Source organism: Stenotrophomonas sp. 93052_Sma (assembly GCF_056481145.1).
The window spans coordinates 440,808-455,311 of sequence record NZ_CM151134.1; the positions used below are offsets into that span (position 1 = coordinate 440,808).

The 14,504-nt window shown below is 66.0% G+C and carries 19 protein-coding genes and 1 pseudogene; 1 reads left to right on the forward strand and 19 read right to left on the reverse strand.

Annotated elements, in window-relative coordinates:
* Window positions 1–23 precede the first annotated feature (23 nt).
* From ACZK2V_RS01995 to ACZK2V_RS02020, 6 genes and pseudogenes are all read right to left on the reverse strand, one after another.
* Window positions 24–353 (reverse strand): hypothetical protein, encoded by a 330-nt coding sequence (locus ACZK2V_RS01995; RefSeq protein ID WP_049461894.1) that lies wholly within the window; start codon window positions 351–353, stop codon window positions 24–26.
* A gap of 110 nt (window positions 354–463) precedes the next feature.
* The gene (locus ACZK2V_RS02000) at window positions 464–1,765 is read right to left on the reverse strand and encodes an APC family permease (RefSeq protein WP_049461893.1); all 1,302 of its coding nucleotides are present in this window, start codon (window positions 1,763–1,765) and stop codon (window positions 464–466) included.
* A pseudogene (locus tag ACZK2V_RS02005) lies at window positions 1,762–2,521 on the reverse strand (L,D-transpeptidase family protein). The gene ACZK2V_RS02000 and the pseudogene ACZK2V_RS02005 overlap by 4 nt, the downstream one beginning before the upstream one ends.
* Window positions 2,522–2,536: 15 nt before the next feature.
* Window positions 2,537–3,385 carry a MurR/RpiR family transcriptional regulator gene (locus ACZK2V_RS02010; RefSeq protein WP_049461891.1) on the reverse strand — a complete coding sequence of 283 codons (849 nt, stop codon included), beginning with the start codon at window positions 3,383–3,385 and terminating at the stop codon, window positions 2,537–2,539.
* Window positions 3,386–4,001: 616 nt separating this feature from the next.
* Window positions 4,002–5,096 carry a dipeptide epimerase gene (locus ACZK2V_RS02015; RefSeq protein WP_032130035.1) on the reverse strand — a complete coding sequence of 365 codons (1,095 nt, stop codon included), beginning with the start codon at window positions 5,094–5,096 and terminating at the stop codon, window positions 4,002–4,004.
* The gene (locus tag ACZK2V_RS02020; protein WP_049421210.1) at window positions 5,097–6,533 is read right to left on the reverse strand and encodes a C40 family peptidase; all 1,437 of its coding nucleotides are present in this window, start codon (window positions 6,531–6,533) and stop codon (window positions 5,097–5,099) included.
* A 132-nt stretch (window positions 6,534–6,665) separates the two neighbouring features.
* Here ACZK2V_RS02020 and ACZK2V_RS02025 point away from each other — a divergent pair, with 132 nt between their 5' ends.
* The gene (locus ACZK2V_RS02025) at window positions 6,666–8,156 is read left to right on the forward strand and encodes a transglutaminase-like domain-containing protein (RefSeq protein WP_049400066.1); all 1,491 of its coding nucleotides are present in this window, start codon (window positions 6,666–6,668) and stop codon (window positions 8,154–8,156) included.
* Between the two features lie 184 nt (window positions 8,157–8,340).
* Here the strand turns inward: ACZK2V_RS02025 and ACZK2V_RS02030 are convergent, their stop codons facing one another.
* The 13 genes from ACZK2V_RS02030 to ACZK2V_RS02090 form a co-directional block, all read right to left on the reverse strand.
* Window positions 8,341–8,664: a phage protein Gp27 family protein gene (locus ACZK2V_RS02030; protein ID WP_057503404.1), complete on the reverse strand. Its 324-nt coding sequence runs from the start codon at window positions 8,662–8,664 to the stop codon at window positions 8,341–8,343.
* Window positions 8,665–8,703: 39 nt separating this feature from the next.
* Window positions 8,704–9,051, reverse strand: a complete 348-nt coding sequence (locus ACZK2V_RS02035) for a Mor transcription activator family protein (RefSeq protein WP_057503403.1) — start codon at window positions 9,049–9,051, stop codon at window positions 8,704–8,706.
* 5 nt (window positions 9,052–9,056) lie between these two features.
* The gene (locus ACZK2V_RS02040) at window positions 9,057–9,521 is read right to left on the reverse strand and encodes a regulatory protein GemA (protein ID WP_057503402.1); all 465 of its coding nucleotides are present in this window, start codon (window positions 9,519–9,521) and stop codon (window positions 9,057–9,059) included.
* A gap of 171 nt (window positions 9,522–9,692) precedes the next feature.
* The gene (locus tag ACZK2V_RS02045) at window positions 9,693–10,406 is read right to left on the reverse strand and encodes a DUF2786 domain-containing protein (protein WP_082587862.1); all 714 of its coding nucleotides are present in this window, start codon (window positions 10,404–10,406) and stop codon (window positions 9,693–9,695) included.
* A 3-nt stretch (window positions 10,407–10,409) separates the two neighbouring features.
* Window positions 10,410–11,318 (reverse strand): recombination-associated protein RdgC, encoded by a 909-nt coding sequence (locus ACZK2V_RS02050; protein WP_057503399.1) that lies wholly within the window; start codon window positions 11,316–11,318, stop codon window positions 10,410–10,412.
* On the reverse strand, window positions 11,305–11,622 hold the full coding sequence (locus ACZK2V_RS02055) for a hypothetical protein (RefSeq protein ID WP_064968336.1): 318 nt from the start codon (window positions 11,620–11,622) through the stop codon (window positions 11,305–11,307). Before ACZK2V_RS02055 ends, ACZK2V_RS02050 begins: the two co-directional genes overlap by 14 nt.
* Complete coding sequence (locus ACZK2V_RS02060; RefSeq protein ID WP_486322908.1) at window positions 11,619–12,209, reverse strand: hypothetical protein; 591 nt, start codon at window positions 12,207–12,209, stop codon at window positions 11,619–11,621. Before ACZK2V_RS02060 ends, ACZK2V_RS02055 begins: the two co-directional genes overlap by 4 nt.
* An 82-nt stretch (window positions 12,210–12,291) precedes the next feature.
* Window positions 12,292–12,903 carry a DUF3164 family protein gene (locus tag ACZK2V_RS02065; protein WP_057503397.1) on the reverse strand — a complete coding sequence of 204 codons (612 nt, stop codon included), beginning with the start codon at window positions 12,901–12,903 and terminating at the stop codon, window positions 12,292–12,294.
* The gene (locus ACZK2V_RS02070; RefSeq protein WP_057503396.1) at window positions 12,900–13,154 is read right to left on the reverse strand and encodes a hypothetical protein; all 255 of its coding nucleotides are present in this window, start codon (window positions 13,152–13,154) and stop codon (window positions 12,900–12,902) included. Before ACZK2V_RS02070 ends, ACZK2V_RS02065 begins: the two co-directional genes overlap by 4 nt.
* The gene (locus tag ACZK2V_RS02075) at window positions 13,154–13,633 is read right to left on the reverse strand and encodes a hypothetical protein (RefSeq protein WP_057503395.1); all 480 of its coding nucleotides are present in this window, start codon (window positions 13,631–13,633) and stop codon (window positions 13,154–13,156) included. Before ACZK2V_RS02075 ends, ACZK2V_RS02070 begins: the two co-directional genes overlap by 1 nt.
* Window positions 13,630–13,857, reverse strand: coding sequence for a hypothetical protein (locus ACZK2V_RS02080; protein ID WP_008265784.1), 228 nt, complete (start codon window positions 13,855–13,857; stop codon window positions 13,630–13,632). Before ACZK2V_RS02080 ends, ACZK2V_RS02075 begins: the two co-directional genes overlap by 4 nt.
* Window positions 13,850–14,125, reverse strand: a complete 276-nt coding sequence (locus ACZK2V_RS02085; RefSeq protein ID WP_040006676.1) for a hypothetical protein — start codon at window positions 14,123–14,125, stop codon at window positions 13,850–13,852. The genes ACZK2V_RS02080 and ACZK2V_RS02085 overlap by 8 nt, the downstream gene beginning before the upstream one ends.
* A complete protein-coding gene (locus tag ACZK2V_RS02090) occupies window positions 14,115–14,504 on the reverse strand; it encodes a hypothetical protein (protein ID WP_024957596.1) in 390 nt (129 codons plus the stop codon). Before ACZK2V_RS02090 ends, ACZK2V_RS02085 begins: the two co-directional genes overlap by 11 nt.

Genomic DNA, 14,504 nt, shown 5'->3' on the forward strand with positions numbered 1-14,504 from the left:
GGCGTTGCCGCATATCGGATCCGTCAGGGGCCGCGTGCCAGGCGCGGTTCCACCTGCCGCGCTTCCTCCCAGCCACGGCGAACGGCACTGCGTGCCTGCGCCCACTCCAGCCGGCTCTTGCCTCGTTCACTGGCCCAGCGTGATTCCAGCTCGCGTTCCACTTCCTCGTAGGCGCGGATCACGTCCTGCGCACGTGCGGCGTGGCCGATGCGGTAGGCCGGCTCGTAGTCCTCGAAGAACAGCTGGTCGTCGTAGTACGGCTCGGCCGTGTAGCGTTCGCGCCAGTAGTTACTGACCGCATCGCGCGGTGTGCTGTCGTCCGGTACGCGGCCGGGAATCTGGTACTCGGTCATGGAAGGCTCCGTTGTGGACGAAGCCTGATCATGCCTGCGTGGCGGTTAACGGCCCGGTCCGGCAGCGTGATCACCAGATCAATCCGCCGGGCATGGCCCGGCGCTATCGGTCATCCGGCGTCGGCATCTTTTCGCGGCAGTTTGTAGATCACTGCACCAATGGCGAACGCCACCAGCGCGGCGGCGATGTTCTGCCAGCTGGCACTGGCGAACAGCGCAACGCACAGCAGCAGCGCCAGCACCGGAATAAGCGGGCCGCCCGGCAGCTTCAATGCACCGGGGCGGTCGGCATAGCGCTTGGCCAGTACCAGCACTGCCGCGGCGGTACCGATGTAGGCGAACAGGCGCGTGGTCATCGACAGCAGCGCCAGCTGCACGAACGAACCCGACAGGGCCAGGCCGAGTGCGATCAGACCCTGGCACAGGATCGACGCGGCCGGCGTGTAAAAGCGCGGATGCACCTGGGCCAGGATCTTCGGGCCGTAGCCATCGCGGGCCAGCGCGAACAGGAAGCGCGGGCCCATCATCATCGTGTTGCTGTTGGTGCCGAGGATGGAGATGGTCGCGCCGATGGTCAGGATCAGCGCCAGTGCCTCGCCACCGAAGCCGGCGGCGGCATCGGCCAGCGGCGTGGCCGAGCTGGCCAGGCCGGCCAGCGTGCCCTGCGCCACCACCTGCACCGCGCCGTAGATGACGGTGACGGTGATGATCATGGTGATCAGGGCGAATGGAATATCGCGGCGCGGATTACGGTACTCGCCGGCGGCCGCCGGAATGTTCTCGAAGCCGGCGTAGGCGTACAGCAGCAGCAAGGCGGCTTCGCCCATGCGCTGCAGGTCATGCGGGTCCGGGCGCTGGCCGGAGAAGGCCAGTTGCGGATCGATGTAGAACGCACCGATGGCCACGAACAGCAGCAGCGGCAGCATCTTGCCGATCACCAGCACCACGCCGGTGCGCGCGGCCGAGCGCACGCCGATGATGTTGACGCCGGTGAGGAAGCCCAGCGACACCACGATCACCGCGATGCGGCCCATGCCGGCGCCGGCCCACGGCCAGAAGCGCGCGACCGCATCGGCCAGTGCATTGCTCAATGCGGCCGCCGAGCTGATGCGGGTCAACCAGATCATCCAGCCGATCTCGAACCCGGCGAATCGCCCGAACGCCTCACGGGCATACAGGTAGCTGCCACCGGGTTCATCGAAGTAGCTGGCGGCCTGCGCGTAGCACAGCACCAGCAGGGCAACGACGATGCCGGCGGCGACCACGCCCCACAGGCTGAAGGGGCCGAGCAGGGCGACGGTGGCGGCCGGCAGCAGGTAGATGCCGCTGCCGATCACATCGTTGATCGACAGGCCGACGATCTGCCAGCGGCTGACCGCGCGCTGCAGCTGCGGTTCGTCCTGCGCGCTCAACGGGCGTCTCCGCTCAGTGCGGGCAGCTGCCACTGTGCCTGCAGGCGCTTGTACTCGGCGCGCGGCAGCAGCACGAAGCGCGGCATATCCTGCGGGCGCAACCAGTCCAGCAGCGCCTGCATGCGTGGCTGCGGCATGGCGGTGCAGCCAGCCGTGGCCTCACCGGGCGCGCCACAGATGGGCGAAGATGCAGCTGCCCTTGCCGGGCTGGTTGTCCGGGTTATGGGCAATCACGAAGCCTTCCTGGTAGCGCACGTCGCCCTGGTTGTGAAGGTCCAGCCGCATCGGCTCGGTGGAGCCCTTGACCGCGGCGCTGCCGACCTTCTTTTCATCCACGATGCGGTTGTAGAACGGAGAGCCGGACACATCCATGCAGTAGCTGCTTTCAAGCATGGGCTGGTAGGCCATCGCGGTGCCGGGGCGGGTGATGGCATAGCCGAAGGCGCTGCCGAGCGCGAACACGCCGGCCGGGCTGCGGCCATCGCCTTCCTGCTTCTGCGGGCCGTCGGCCTGTGCCGGATGCAGGCCCAGGCCCCAGGCGCTGCCGGTACGGCCGAGCGCCACCGGGAACGCCTGTCCATGCGCGTGCCAGCCCTTGCCATCGCGCACATAGGCCTGCAGCTGGCCCTCGGTGCTGTCCCAGCCATCGCTGGTGACCACGATCAGCTGGCGCGCACCATCCAGCGGCGCCGCGTATACGGACACCGCTGCAGCAAGCAGCAGCGCAGCGGTAGCGAGGCGGACCAGCGATTTCATCAACGTGCGCTCCGGTCAGGAATCCAGCAGGTGGTCGATCCGCTCCAGGTTCACCGCGAGCTGCTGCTGGCGATCCGGATTGGCGTGGCAGAGCAGCACGAACAGGAAATCGAGCAGCGCGTGCATGGCGCTACGGTACAGCAGCTGCGCGACCTGCGGCGTGCGGTCGTGCGCACACACCACCAGTGTTGCATCAGCATGCGCGCGCAGCGGGTTGGCGGTGTGGCGGGTGATGGAAATCACCTTGCCACCCATGTCCTGGAACTGGCGCGACAGCTGCGAAAGCTGGGGCAGGTTGCCGAACTCGGAGAACACCAGCAGCGCATCGCCGGGGCGCGCGGCCGACAGGTTGGCCAGCATCAGGATCGGGTCGGTATGCGGCACCACCAGCAGGCCGAGCAGCGACAATCGCATGGCGAACTCACGCGCGTACAGGCCGTCGTCACCCAGGCCGTACACGAACAGCTTCGGCGCGCCGTCGATCAGCTGCACGATGCGCTCGATTTCCCCGCGTGGATTGGCCTGGCGGGTTTCCTCCTCGGCCTGTGCCTTGCTGCGGCGCAGGGCCTCGCCGAGGCGCAGGTAGTCGTCACCGCTGTCCGGTTCGCTGGGCGCCTGTTGTGGATCGGCACCGGCGCGAGCCACATCCTGGCCGATCGAGTACTTCAGGTCCGGGTAGCCCTTGAAGCCGAGCTTCTGGCTGAACTTCACCACGCTGGACTGGCTGATGCCCAGCGCGCTGGCCAGCTGTTGGGACGAGTAGTCGCGCAGCAGGTGTGCGTTGTCGAGAATGAAGTCGGCGATGCGACGCTCGATGGCCGACATCTGCCCGCGCTCGGAACGGATCTTCAGCAGGGGCGGCATGCGGGGAGTCCGGGCATGTGTAGGCGCATTGCGGTTGGTCGCGTAGAGCGTGTCATGGAGTGGGTCGGGCGGGTGGGGTTTGCAGGGGACGCCGTGAATCCGTCCATGGAGGCTTGGCCGCGCTTGCTCGTTTGCGCTGTCCTGCGCAAACGGCAAGACCGGGGTTGGGCGTCCTGCCCAACCCGCCCGAGGCATGCCTCGGGCCCATGGCGCGGACACCCCTGCAAACCCCACCCGCCCGACCTCGGACACATCGCGCGCGTGCCAGCCGCGAAGGGGTTACGGGGTAGGGCAGAAGCAAGAGAAGGTGCATCCACGCGTGGCATGGATTTACTGGGTGCAGCTGTTGCTTTGGACGTTGAGTCCGCCTTGTAGCGAGCCGAGCACCGCAGGTCCTGCGAGGGCGAAGAGGCGCGGGTGTCTGAGCGCAGCGAGTTCCGCGCCGTCCCTTGACGGACCGAGGAGCGCAGGGCACCGACGTGCGCAGCACGTCGGCTCGCGGCTGGCGGAGCGTTTCTTTTGGTTACTTTTCTTTCCGCAGAAAGAAAAGTAACGCCCGACCAGGCATCAGATAAGCACGGCCCTTGTAGAGTCGAGCCATGCTCGACTGCGCGGGTCACCCCAGCATCTCCAGCCCGCGCACTTCGGTGATGCCCAGCCCCGGCACGTCGCTGATGCTGATCTCCGATTCGTTGAAGTGCACGCCGCCACTGACCGGGTCGAACTGGCCCAGCGAGGGGCCGTCGAGGTCGACCTTGGTGATCACATCGCTCTTGGCCACCGCGAGGTGCACGGCCGCAGCCACGCTGATGCTGGATTCGATCATGCAGCCGATCATGCACGGCACGCCGTAGATGCCGGCGATGTCGGCAATGCGGATCGCGTTGGACAGGCCGCCGGTCTTCATCAGCTTGATGTTGATGATGTCGGCCGCGCGCTGCTGGATCAGGTCCATCACCTGGCTCGGGCTGAACACGCTTTCGTCGGCCATCACCGGCGTGTTGACGCGGTCGGTCACGTACTTCAGGCCACTGATGTCGGCGGCCTTCACCGGCTGCTCCAGCAGCTCGAGCACCACGCCCGCTTCCTCCAGCGTGCGCATGGCATGCACCGCCTGCTTGGCCGTCCAGCCCTGGTTGGCGTCCAGCCGAAGCAGGGCGCGGCCTTCCACGGCGGCGTGGATCGCCTTGACCCGTTCGATGTCCAGACCGATGTCCTTGCCGACCTTGATTTTCAGCGACTCGAAGCCGCGCTCGATCGCCGACAGCGAATCGGCCACCATCTTGTCGATGTAGTCCACGCTGATGGTGATGTCGGTGGTGATCACCGGGTCGCCGCCACCCAGCATCTGGTACAGCGGCGCGCCATGCAGCTGTGCCCACAGGTCGTACAGCGCGATCTCCACCGCCGCCTTGGCGCTGGTGTTGCGCTCCATCGCGGTCTGCACCAGACCGCACAGGCGATTGAGGTTGGCCACGTCCTGGCCGATCAGGCGCGGCGCGATGAAGTGACGGATCGCCTCGATGATCGAGCCGTGGGTATCACCGGTGATCACCGCGGTGGCCGGCGCTTCGCCGTAGCCGGTGTGGCCGGTGTCGGTGCGGATCAGCACCACTACGTCTTCCACGGTTTCCACCGTGCGCAGGGCGGTCTTGAACGGTGTTTTCAGCGGCACGCGCAGCATGCCCAGTTCGATGGCAGTGATCTTCATTCAGGGGGTCTTGGCACGCAGGCGTTGGATGTTGGTGATGCGGTCGATGTAGCGGACGCTGTCGCTGGCCATCATCGGCTCAAGCGGGGTGACCGAAACACCATTGAGGTGGGCCTGCACACGCTTGCCGTCAGCACCGAACCAGCTGCCGCCCGCCGTATCGTGGATCACCCAGGTGCGGCCGTCGACGTGGCCGATGGCCATCATCACGTGGCCGGGGATGTAGACCAGGTCACCCACCTGCAGGTCGGTGACGGCGCGGTCGCGCACGGCCTTGCCGTCCTTGCCGGTGAATGGCACGCGGTCCAGCGCCGGGCTGACCGCCTGCGCGCTGGTATTGCGCGGCAGCAGCACGCCGAAGCTGCGGTAGATCTCGGAAACGAAACCGCTGCAGTCGCGGGTGTCGTAGTCGTGGCCCCAACCGTAGCGCTCGCCGAGGAACTTGAAGGCCTGCTGCAGCAGCAGGCGTGGGGTCAGCGGCAGATAGTCGGCGGCGGTGTCCTGCGAGCGCGGCAACAGCGCTGGTACCAGCTTCAATCGACCATCGGCCTCGCGTACCGGCAGCTGCACCACCCACGACGCATGTGCCTGCTGGCCGTTCACCGGCTCTGACGCCGGCCAGTCGGCCAGCACCGGCAAGCGCACGCCCATGTCCAGCTGCAGGCGCGAGACGCGCGGTTCTTCCGGGGTGTAGGCGGTCTGTGCGGTGGCGCCGGTGACGATCCGGTACGGTCCCTTCGCGCCGTAGCCGAGCACGGTGGCTTTGTCGCCGCTGGCGATGGCATCGGCCTCGATCCATGCGCTGTAGCGCTCGCTGTGCACGAACAGCCAGCGGCCGTCGGCGCTACGATGGACCACGGCGACCTTGTCGCCGGGGAACAGCGCCGATTCCTGGAAGCGATCGATGTCGATGTCACCGACGCTGCTGAAGACGCGCTCGCGGGTGGGGAAGGTGCGCAGTGCAGCGCGCTTCACCACCAGCCCGTATTGCGGTGTCGTCTGCGCGGGAATGGACTGTAGGCCCAGATTGGCTTCGGTCGCGCTGCGCAGTGCCGGCGCAACGGCCTGGCCCTTGTCGTTGTACAGAGTGCGGGTGGGCCAGCTCGACAGCGAGGTGATGCTGGCGCGCACCGCCGCCGCATCAAGCTGCTCGGGCAGTGCGGCGATGTCCTGGATGTGGCTGTCCTGTGACCGCATCCGTGCGTTCTGTGCCTCGATCTGGCTGCGGTCCAGGATCGGCACGTCTGCGTTGTCCAGGCGCGCGGTCCAGTACTGCGGGGTGAGGTAGGCCTCGTGCAGGCCGATCACATAGGGCAGCGGCGCGCCCGGGTCGGGCGGCGGGGCCGCCTGTGCAAAGGCCGGTGCGGCCAGCAGGCACAGGGCCAGGGTCAAGCGGCGTGGCCAATGCCGATGCCGTTCGCGGGAAGCCAGGATCATGCGCTGCACACCCTCCTCGAATGCCTGTTGGAATATTTATTCCTTTTGGCATCGAAAGCAAGAATAAATTATTGACCGGCATCCCGGCCCGTGTTACACAGCCGTTACCACCCGCGCTGGGGAAGTGTCGCTGTGGATCCTGCCGTTCGCAAACCACGTCTGCCTGCCACTGCCGGCCTGTGTGCCGCGCTGCTGCTGTGGGCGTGGTCGGCGGGAGCGGAGCCGCCACCCTCGGCCATCCAGTTTGCGCGGGTCGTGCAGATGATCGACGCGGGACGGTTCTCCGAAGCCGGCAGCGAACTGAACACCTGGTCGGCTGCGGACGCGGCGGAGCCTGGCGTCAGTTTCGACGACATCGCGTTCCAGGAAGAGCGCATGCGCCGCATCCGCCTGGATTTTTCCCTCGACGAAGCCGCCGCCAAGTCTGCCGTGCGCCGCTGGATTCCCGACCTGACCGACGAGGAATTCGCACGCTGGGACCAGCTTGGACTGATCGAACACCTCGACATCGATGGCACGCGCTGGTACTTCAAGCGCGCACCGTTGAACCTGTTCCTGCTCAGCGACGAGGCACGTGCGCGCCGCCGCGCGGATGCACCGATGCCGGCGCCGGGCCCAAACGAGGTGCTCAACGCGCACCACGCACGCGTGCTTGCCGCAGCGGAACAAAGTGGCCAGGCGTCGGTACTGCCGCAGCGCATTGAATTCACCCAGTCGCTCACGGTGAAAGCCGATGCGGTGCCGGCCGGCGAGACCGTACGCGCCTGGATTCCGTACCCGCGCGAGATACCCGGCCAGCAGGAGCAGGTGCAGTGGCTGGGCAGCACCCCGGGCAAGGCGCGCGTGGCACCAGCCAGCACCCTGCAGCGTACCGCCTATCTGGAAGCCAAAGCGGTGGCCGGGCAGCCGACCCGCTTCGAGGTCCGCTATGCGGTCACGATCCTGGCCCGGCATACCGCGATCGATCCGGCCAAGGTGCAGCCGACACCGGCCGATCCGGCACTGAAACCCTACCTGGCCGAGCAGCTGCCGCACGTGCGCTTCACGCCGGCGCTGAAGCTGTTCTCCGACCAGGTGCTGCAGGGGGAAACCCGCCCGTATGAAGTGGTGCGCAAGCTGTTTGCTGCCGTGGATCGCATTCCATGGGCCGGTGCGCGCGAATACTCCACGATCAGCAACATCAGCGATTACGCGCTGCATGCCGGGCATGCCGACTGTGGGCAGCAGACCCTGCTGTTGATCGCGCTGCTGCGCCTGAACGGCATTCCCGCACGCTGGCAGTCGGGCATGGTGTTCTCCGACGATGGCAGTGGTTACAACAACCTGCATGACTGGGGGCAGGTCTACCTGGCGCCGTATGGATGGCTGCCGATGGACGTGACCACCGGCGCACTGGCCAGCGACGTGCCGGCCCTGCGCGATTTCTACCTGGGTGGCCTCGACGGCTACCGCATCGCCTTCAACGACGATTTCGGCCAGGCCCTGGTGCCGGCCAAGCAGCACTTCCGCTCGGAAACGGTCGACTCGCAGCGCGGCGAGGCCGAGTGGGCTGGCGGCAACCTGTACTTCGACCAATGGAACTACGACTTCCAGTGGCGGGTACTGCCAGCCAGGCAACGCTAGCGCGACACATCGCACTCCACACCATTCAATTCTTGCAGGAGAGAGCAGGGGATGAAGGCTTACAGCATCAAGCGTGTGCAGGGGTGGGATATATGGGGGCCGCTGGCGTGATAAATGCGGGACTATCCCGGACAAAGCGGGACTACCGCTCGCTTACGTCGGCGACTGATTGCGCCTGGTGCAATCAGTCGCCTGCTCGTTCCAAGGCCGCGAGCTCGGCGAGGATCTGATGCTCACGGACCCTCAGCTGGCCAAGTTCGACCAGTAGACCGATCTTGCTGCTGTTCAAAGCCCCGGATTGTCGGCGGCGCTGCATCATCGTGGCGATGACACCCCCACCCTCAGCATCAAGCGTACGAAGTTGCTGGGAGTAGTCATTGATAGCCGTCTTGCTGATCGAGAATCCGAGGTCGGCCAGCCATTTGGAAAGCTCGACAGACTGGGAATACCCGTTCTTCCGCAACCTTTCGTGTGCCTCGGCCAGAATTTCAGGTGGCAACGTGGCCATTTTGGGCGGTCTGGGCATAGCTTCTCTCGGAAGGTGCAATCAAGGGGAGTTGAGGAACAGGTTCATCTGGTTCAGGTTCCGATCCCGAAGGATGGCTCTAGCCAGCAATTTGCGAATGCCCTGTTCGGACATCCTGTACTGCTTCGCCAGGGCAGGGATCGTTGTGCCCGTTCGTTGGGCCTCGAGTATCTCACGCTCGCGAGGGGTGAGCTTAAAGGCTGCATCCTGAGGAAAGTAGATCGTTTGGCCACCCCAGTTCTCGGCCAACATATCGGCCACTACCGCTCCGATATGCTCGGCTGCATCGTCATCGAGGCCGAACTTCCGCGCAGCTTTGGCCGCCGCCTCAGCAGCATTGTCCAACAGCGCGTTACGGCGGGCCTCCATCGACCTCATGCCGAAGGAGCCTCCCGCCGGGCACGGCGATTGGCGTCGATCTGAAGAGCGGCAATCACTTTGGACAGCTGATCCGGGTTGCACCATTCCAGGCGTCCTACCTTGAACATGTGGCGGGCCACCGAATGTGCATATTCCCACTCGCGCCCCGAATCGGCCAGCAGCGCCTCGATCTTGGACAGCTGCGGGGACAGGTCGCCCTTGGGACGACCGGCCCAGCGCTTGGCCGCATACGCTGCCTTGGCGGGGATGCCACCCAGGCGGCGCAACTCATTGGCGATCGCATCGAGCTGCCGGCGATCGCACTTGCCGGCGCTGCGCTGGGCAACGCCATGCTCCCTGGATACACGCTCGACCAGGTCACGGTAGACGTCCTCGCAGAGGCTGAGCTTCTTGGCACCGGCGTGGATCGCGGCCAGTACCCGGTTACGGCCGTCGCCGGCCTTGCGAGCGCGGGTCATGCCTTGCTCCTTGCGGCCTGGGCGGCTCGGAGGGCGATCTGCCACGCCGGAACCTCCAGGCCGGACTGATCCAGAAGCCGCAGCAGGCCGGCTCGGGATCCGGCCACGATGCGGCCGCCAGCCGTCAGGACGTCGGCGATCTGGGACTTCTTGGTAAGGGGAGCCCTTCGTTCAGTAGCCACCGGTCGTCTCCAGCTTCTTCTGACCTTCCTCCAGGCCTTGGTTGAGCTTGGCCTGCCGCCCTGCGTCATAGCCGCTGGCGTAATCGTCGGCTTTGGACCGCCCACCTTTGATTTGCTTGCCGGTGCTGACCTCAACTTCGCCGCAACGAAGGCTCACCGCTGCGTCGATAGACTCACGGCGCCCTTCCGGCAGCTCTGCACGCGGGAACAGTCGGTAGATCGCAGCCACCCAGCCGAGTGCAAACTCTTCTGCGCGGCGCTGGCGATTCGCCAACTTACGAACGCGTGCAACGTGACGGGCCTTGTCGCGCTGCAACTGGCGGCGCAGCACGGTGAAGGCATATGCGGCGATCTGAGGATCGGCACCAGCACCGAAGAAGCGGAGCGTGGTACGGCCCTGCCAGATGAACTGCTCTTCCTTGAAGGACATCCCACGCTGGCGATTGCCGATCACGCGGCACCTATAGCCATCGGCAACCAAGGCGGCCAGGGCAATCAACGACTGGGGCAGATCACCACCACGAAAGCCGGTTGCGGCCTCGGTATCGCCGATTTCACTGGTGGCCGCGTCCGACTCGGTGAGGCCATAGCGGTCCATCAGCGCCCGAGCCTGGCGCAGTGCCGTCGCCGCCTCGGTGGCATTGGATGAGGCCGCCAGGCGGAGACATGCCTGGATCTTCCGCAAAGCTTGATCACGGGTCATCGATCAACCCTCCCGGCCAGAGAGCTGGAAGGCTTGTTCCAGCATCAGGAACAGGCGACGGATCTCGCCGCTCTGCAGGGCAAAGCGGGCGTCGAACTCGGCGCGGCGGCCGTCGGCATCGGCCTGCTCCAGTTGGGAGAGCGCGCCGTCCAGGAACTTCAGCTTGCGCAACACCAGGTCATCGCCCAGCTCGAAGGACAGCGCGTCCTCCAGCACCAGGGCCAGCTTGGTGACCTGCTTGCCGGCATCCAGGTGCTTGTCGATCTCGTCGCTGCGCAGTTCCTGGTCGCTGCAGCGCACCTTGGCGCCACCCTCGACCGGATCACGCAACTCGGCGGACTCGCCAAGGGACAGGCCTTCCGGCAGAGGCTCGCCAGCGATCCACCCGGTCAGGACCGAGCGCGGCGCGACTTCGGCATTCAGCGGCATCGCCGGGAAGCTGCCGAGCAGGCCGCGAATATCGGACACGAAGGCCTCAGCCACCTTGCGGCTGGAGGTGTCCACGGCCACATAGCCGTTGGCAAGGTCCAGAATAGCGTCGTGGCGGCTGTTCTTGACGAAGGCCTTGGGCAGTAGCTCGTGCAGGACGTCGTCCTTCATGCGCTTGCGCTCACGGCCACCCGGTCGACGCCCCTGTTCCTGTTCCATGACCTGAAGACGACTCTCCAGCGCACGGTTGACCACCGCGCCGGGCAGGATCTTGTCCTCGCCGCCCACGGTCAGCCAAAGGAAGTCGCCCTGCCGGCAGGACAGGTGCTCCTGCTCCTCGCGGCCGAAGGGGGAAATGAAGCCGCGAGAGTTCATTTCCAGAGGGCCGACCGGCTCCAGCACGCCATACGGCAGCACCGTCTCCACTTCGGAGAAGTCGGTGCTGGTTGGGAAGCGGAACAGCACCAGGTTACGCACGAACATGGCGGTTCTCCTCTGAGTTGGTGCCACCGTTGGCGGCGCTCATTGCACCCCAACGCAGGCGGCGCGGATGCTGGGAACACCACGCCAACCAGAGGCCCAGTGCGTCACCCTTTTCCCGCTGCGTCTGCGCCTCTGGCACGCCCGGTACAAGCAGCATCCCCTGCAGCAGTCCCTTTCCGTGCCTGGCTGCGACGCTGATCACCTTGCGCAGCTGTGCGCCGCTTCCTTCTGCGATGAAAATCGCACCGTCCGGCACACTCGTGCCGAACCCGATCTGGCCATTGGCCCAGCAGTACGCGATCACGAGTGCACCCCCAGGAGGTTGATTGGGCCACTGCGCTGCAAGACCAGCACCGGCGGGTGGAGCAGCAGCTCGAGAATGGCGTTGAGGGCCGCTTCGGCTTGGGCTTCGCACTTCTCGGCCATGCCATGCCCAACCTGGCGAGCAATGGCCGTGGCCACGTTCCGCTTCGTCTGCGGGTCGCGCAGGCCACACACGAAGTCGAGCCCGTCCATGCGCCGGATCGCGTCAGCCGTGGTAGACGCCATCGCACCTACCGCCCGCTGGGCGCACGGACCGCACATCGGCGATTCCGCCAAGCCGGTGGGCATGTCGCAGTTGACGCACGCGTTGCGCGGGCCGGAGGTGGCCACCTCAACGTCGGTACGCTCCTCGAAGAACAGCAGGGTCGGCTGCGAAATGTGGCGCTTCAGTCGCCAGGGAAACCCGTCGCCTCGGGCCTCGATGTACTGCAAGGCCAGTTGGACGCTGCCGCGAACTGGCCCGCTTACAGAGCCGCAAGTCGAGTCGTAGCCGCGCACGCCGTCCAGCTCAATGGACGGAGCATGGATCTCCACGTTCGCACGCGCAGCCTGGTCGGCGATCGCCACTGCCAGCACCAGGGTGTTGGCATTCAGTGCACCGCGAACGCCGTCGAAGCGGAAGGTGCAGGTGTCTCGGATCTTGGGCATGTCAGACCCCCGCCACATCGAGGGAAATCGGCTGGTACTGACCCCGTGCATCGCGCTCGTAGAAGCGCACGTAGGTCTTGCTGCCCACCACCGTCACCGCATCACTGATCGCGGTCATTGCCCGCTGCCAGCGGGCGTCATCGAACTGCAGCCGGCGCAGTGACAGCACCTCTGCCGTCTTGATGCTGCCGTCCTGGCCCACCTTGAAGGCGCTGTTGACCAGGGTGCGCAGCTCGGCGCGTGAGCCTTCGGTCCAGTCGTTCAGGCACTCATCGATGAGGGCCTTGGCAGCCTGCAGGCGCTCATCGAACTGGATGGTGTCCTGGCAGGCGCGCAGGATCTTGAAGCGGCCATCGTAGGAATACAGGCTGACGTTGCCCTTGTCGCCGCCGATCTTGGCGCCGTACTGCTCGCCGCTGAGCTGCACGAACGCGCCGATATCGGTGAACGTATCCGCTTTGAAGGTGCGCAGGGCTTCGCGCAGCTCCAGGGCGCGCTGGATCTTCTCCTGCACCAGCTGGTCACGCGTCAGATCGATCGGTTTGATCTGTGCCTCGGGCACCAACCGACCATTACGGTCCTCGCGGTAGCCTTCGGGAATGGATGGGGTCATTGGGCGCCTCCTTGGGCGGCGGGGGTGACAAACGGTTGAGTGGGCCGAAGGACGTCCGGGACGCCTTCGACATGGATAGGGCTGTTGGCGGTGAACCAGTCGGCGCGCCAGCGGCGGGCGGCATCCAGCGAGATGCCGAGCAGGCCGGAAATGCGCTGTGGGGTGAGCTGGCGCGGGTTCTGTGTACGGGCCCACAGTGCAAAGCGCATCGCGCGCAAGTGGTCGTAGCGCTGACGGCCTGTACGTGCCATCACTCCACCCCGCCGAAGATGCGATCGAAGTGGTTGTGCAGCGAATCGACCAGGCGGCCACCGAGGTAAGGCGGCAACTCACCTTCCAGATCCTCCTGGGACTGGCATACGGTGCCGATGGACGGCGTCAGGGGGCCTTTGTCGAAAGCGGGGCCTTTGTAGCCGCCAGCAGCAGATTGGGCCTTCTGCGTCCCTGTCGTCCCTGGCCGGGTACCACGCACGCGCTGTGCCTGCGCGGCGGCCAACGCCGTCGGGTCGATCTTCCAGTCGGGGTTGAGGCGGTAGTTGCGGGCCGGCCCTTCGCCAACGCGCAGGATCATTCCGCATCGCACCGCCTTGGCGACCGCGTTGGACACGTAGCCGCGATACTGGAAGCCGTGCTCCATCACCCGGTCGATCAGGTCGTCAGACCGGACCACGCTGCCGCCCAGCGACAGGGCGATAGCATGCTGCAGCGCGGGGCTGGGGACGGCGCTCATGGCTGAACAACCTGCGGCTGCGTGATGCCGGCTTCCGTACGCGTCAGCACGATGACCGGTGCAGGGCTGGGCGTAGTGCGAGCGACCACGCAAACCACCGCGCGGTGCTTGCCGTCGACCTTGCTGCGGGCCTGGGCGTCTTCGATCGCCTTGTCCGAGTCGGTGAAGGTGTCGCCACCCACCCACTCAGCAGGGACCACCAGGAACTGGCCGCGCTCAGCCATGAGCCACCTCCCGCAGCATCGGAGGACGCTGGGTCCACTCCAGCTGCACGCCCTGGTACTCAGCGGCCATCACGCGGTCCTGCCCGCCGCTGCCGTTGGGCTGGCGGCGCTTGAGGTGGCCACCCACCATCGTGGGAGGGCGGTCCAGAATCAGCACCGCGCGACGGCCATTGCTGTGCAGGCCCAGGATCTCGATGCCGCTGTTCTCCAGCTCGCGTGCCGTGTTGGCGGCGGCATACAGCACGTCGGAATTGCGTTCATGGTTCATGGTTGGATTCCTCGTCGGTAGCGGGCTTGTCCAGCCCGAGTTGTCCGTACAGATCCGGGAGCGCAACGCGCTTCATCGCGCTGACCTGCTCCAGGGAGGTCATGGCGCGCCCGACCAGGAAGGTGCAGGCGCGATCCAGTTCGGCCGCACTGGCGGCCAGGTGGTAGCCGTGAGCCGGGTGGGCGCAGATCGGGTGTCCCTCGCGCCGCAGCTGCTCGATGATCTGGCGCAGGCGGCGCTCGTCGGCGGTGCTGGTACGTGAAGTGATCTGCTGCACCAGGTCGCGGGCGGTGATGCCGTTGACGGCGCCGCGACGGCCCTGCAGCTGCAAAAGCACCGTCTGTGGGGACAGCTCTTGCGGTAGCAGGGCCAGCTGCAT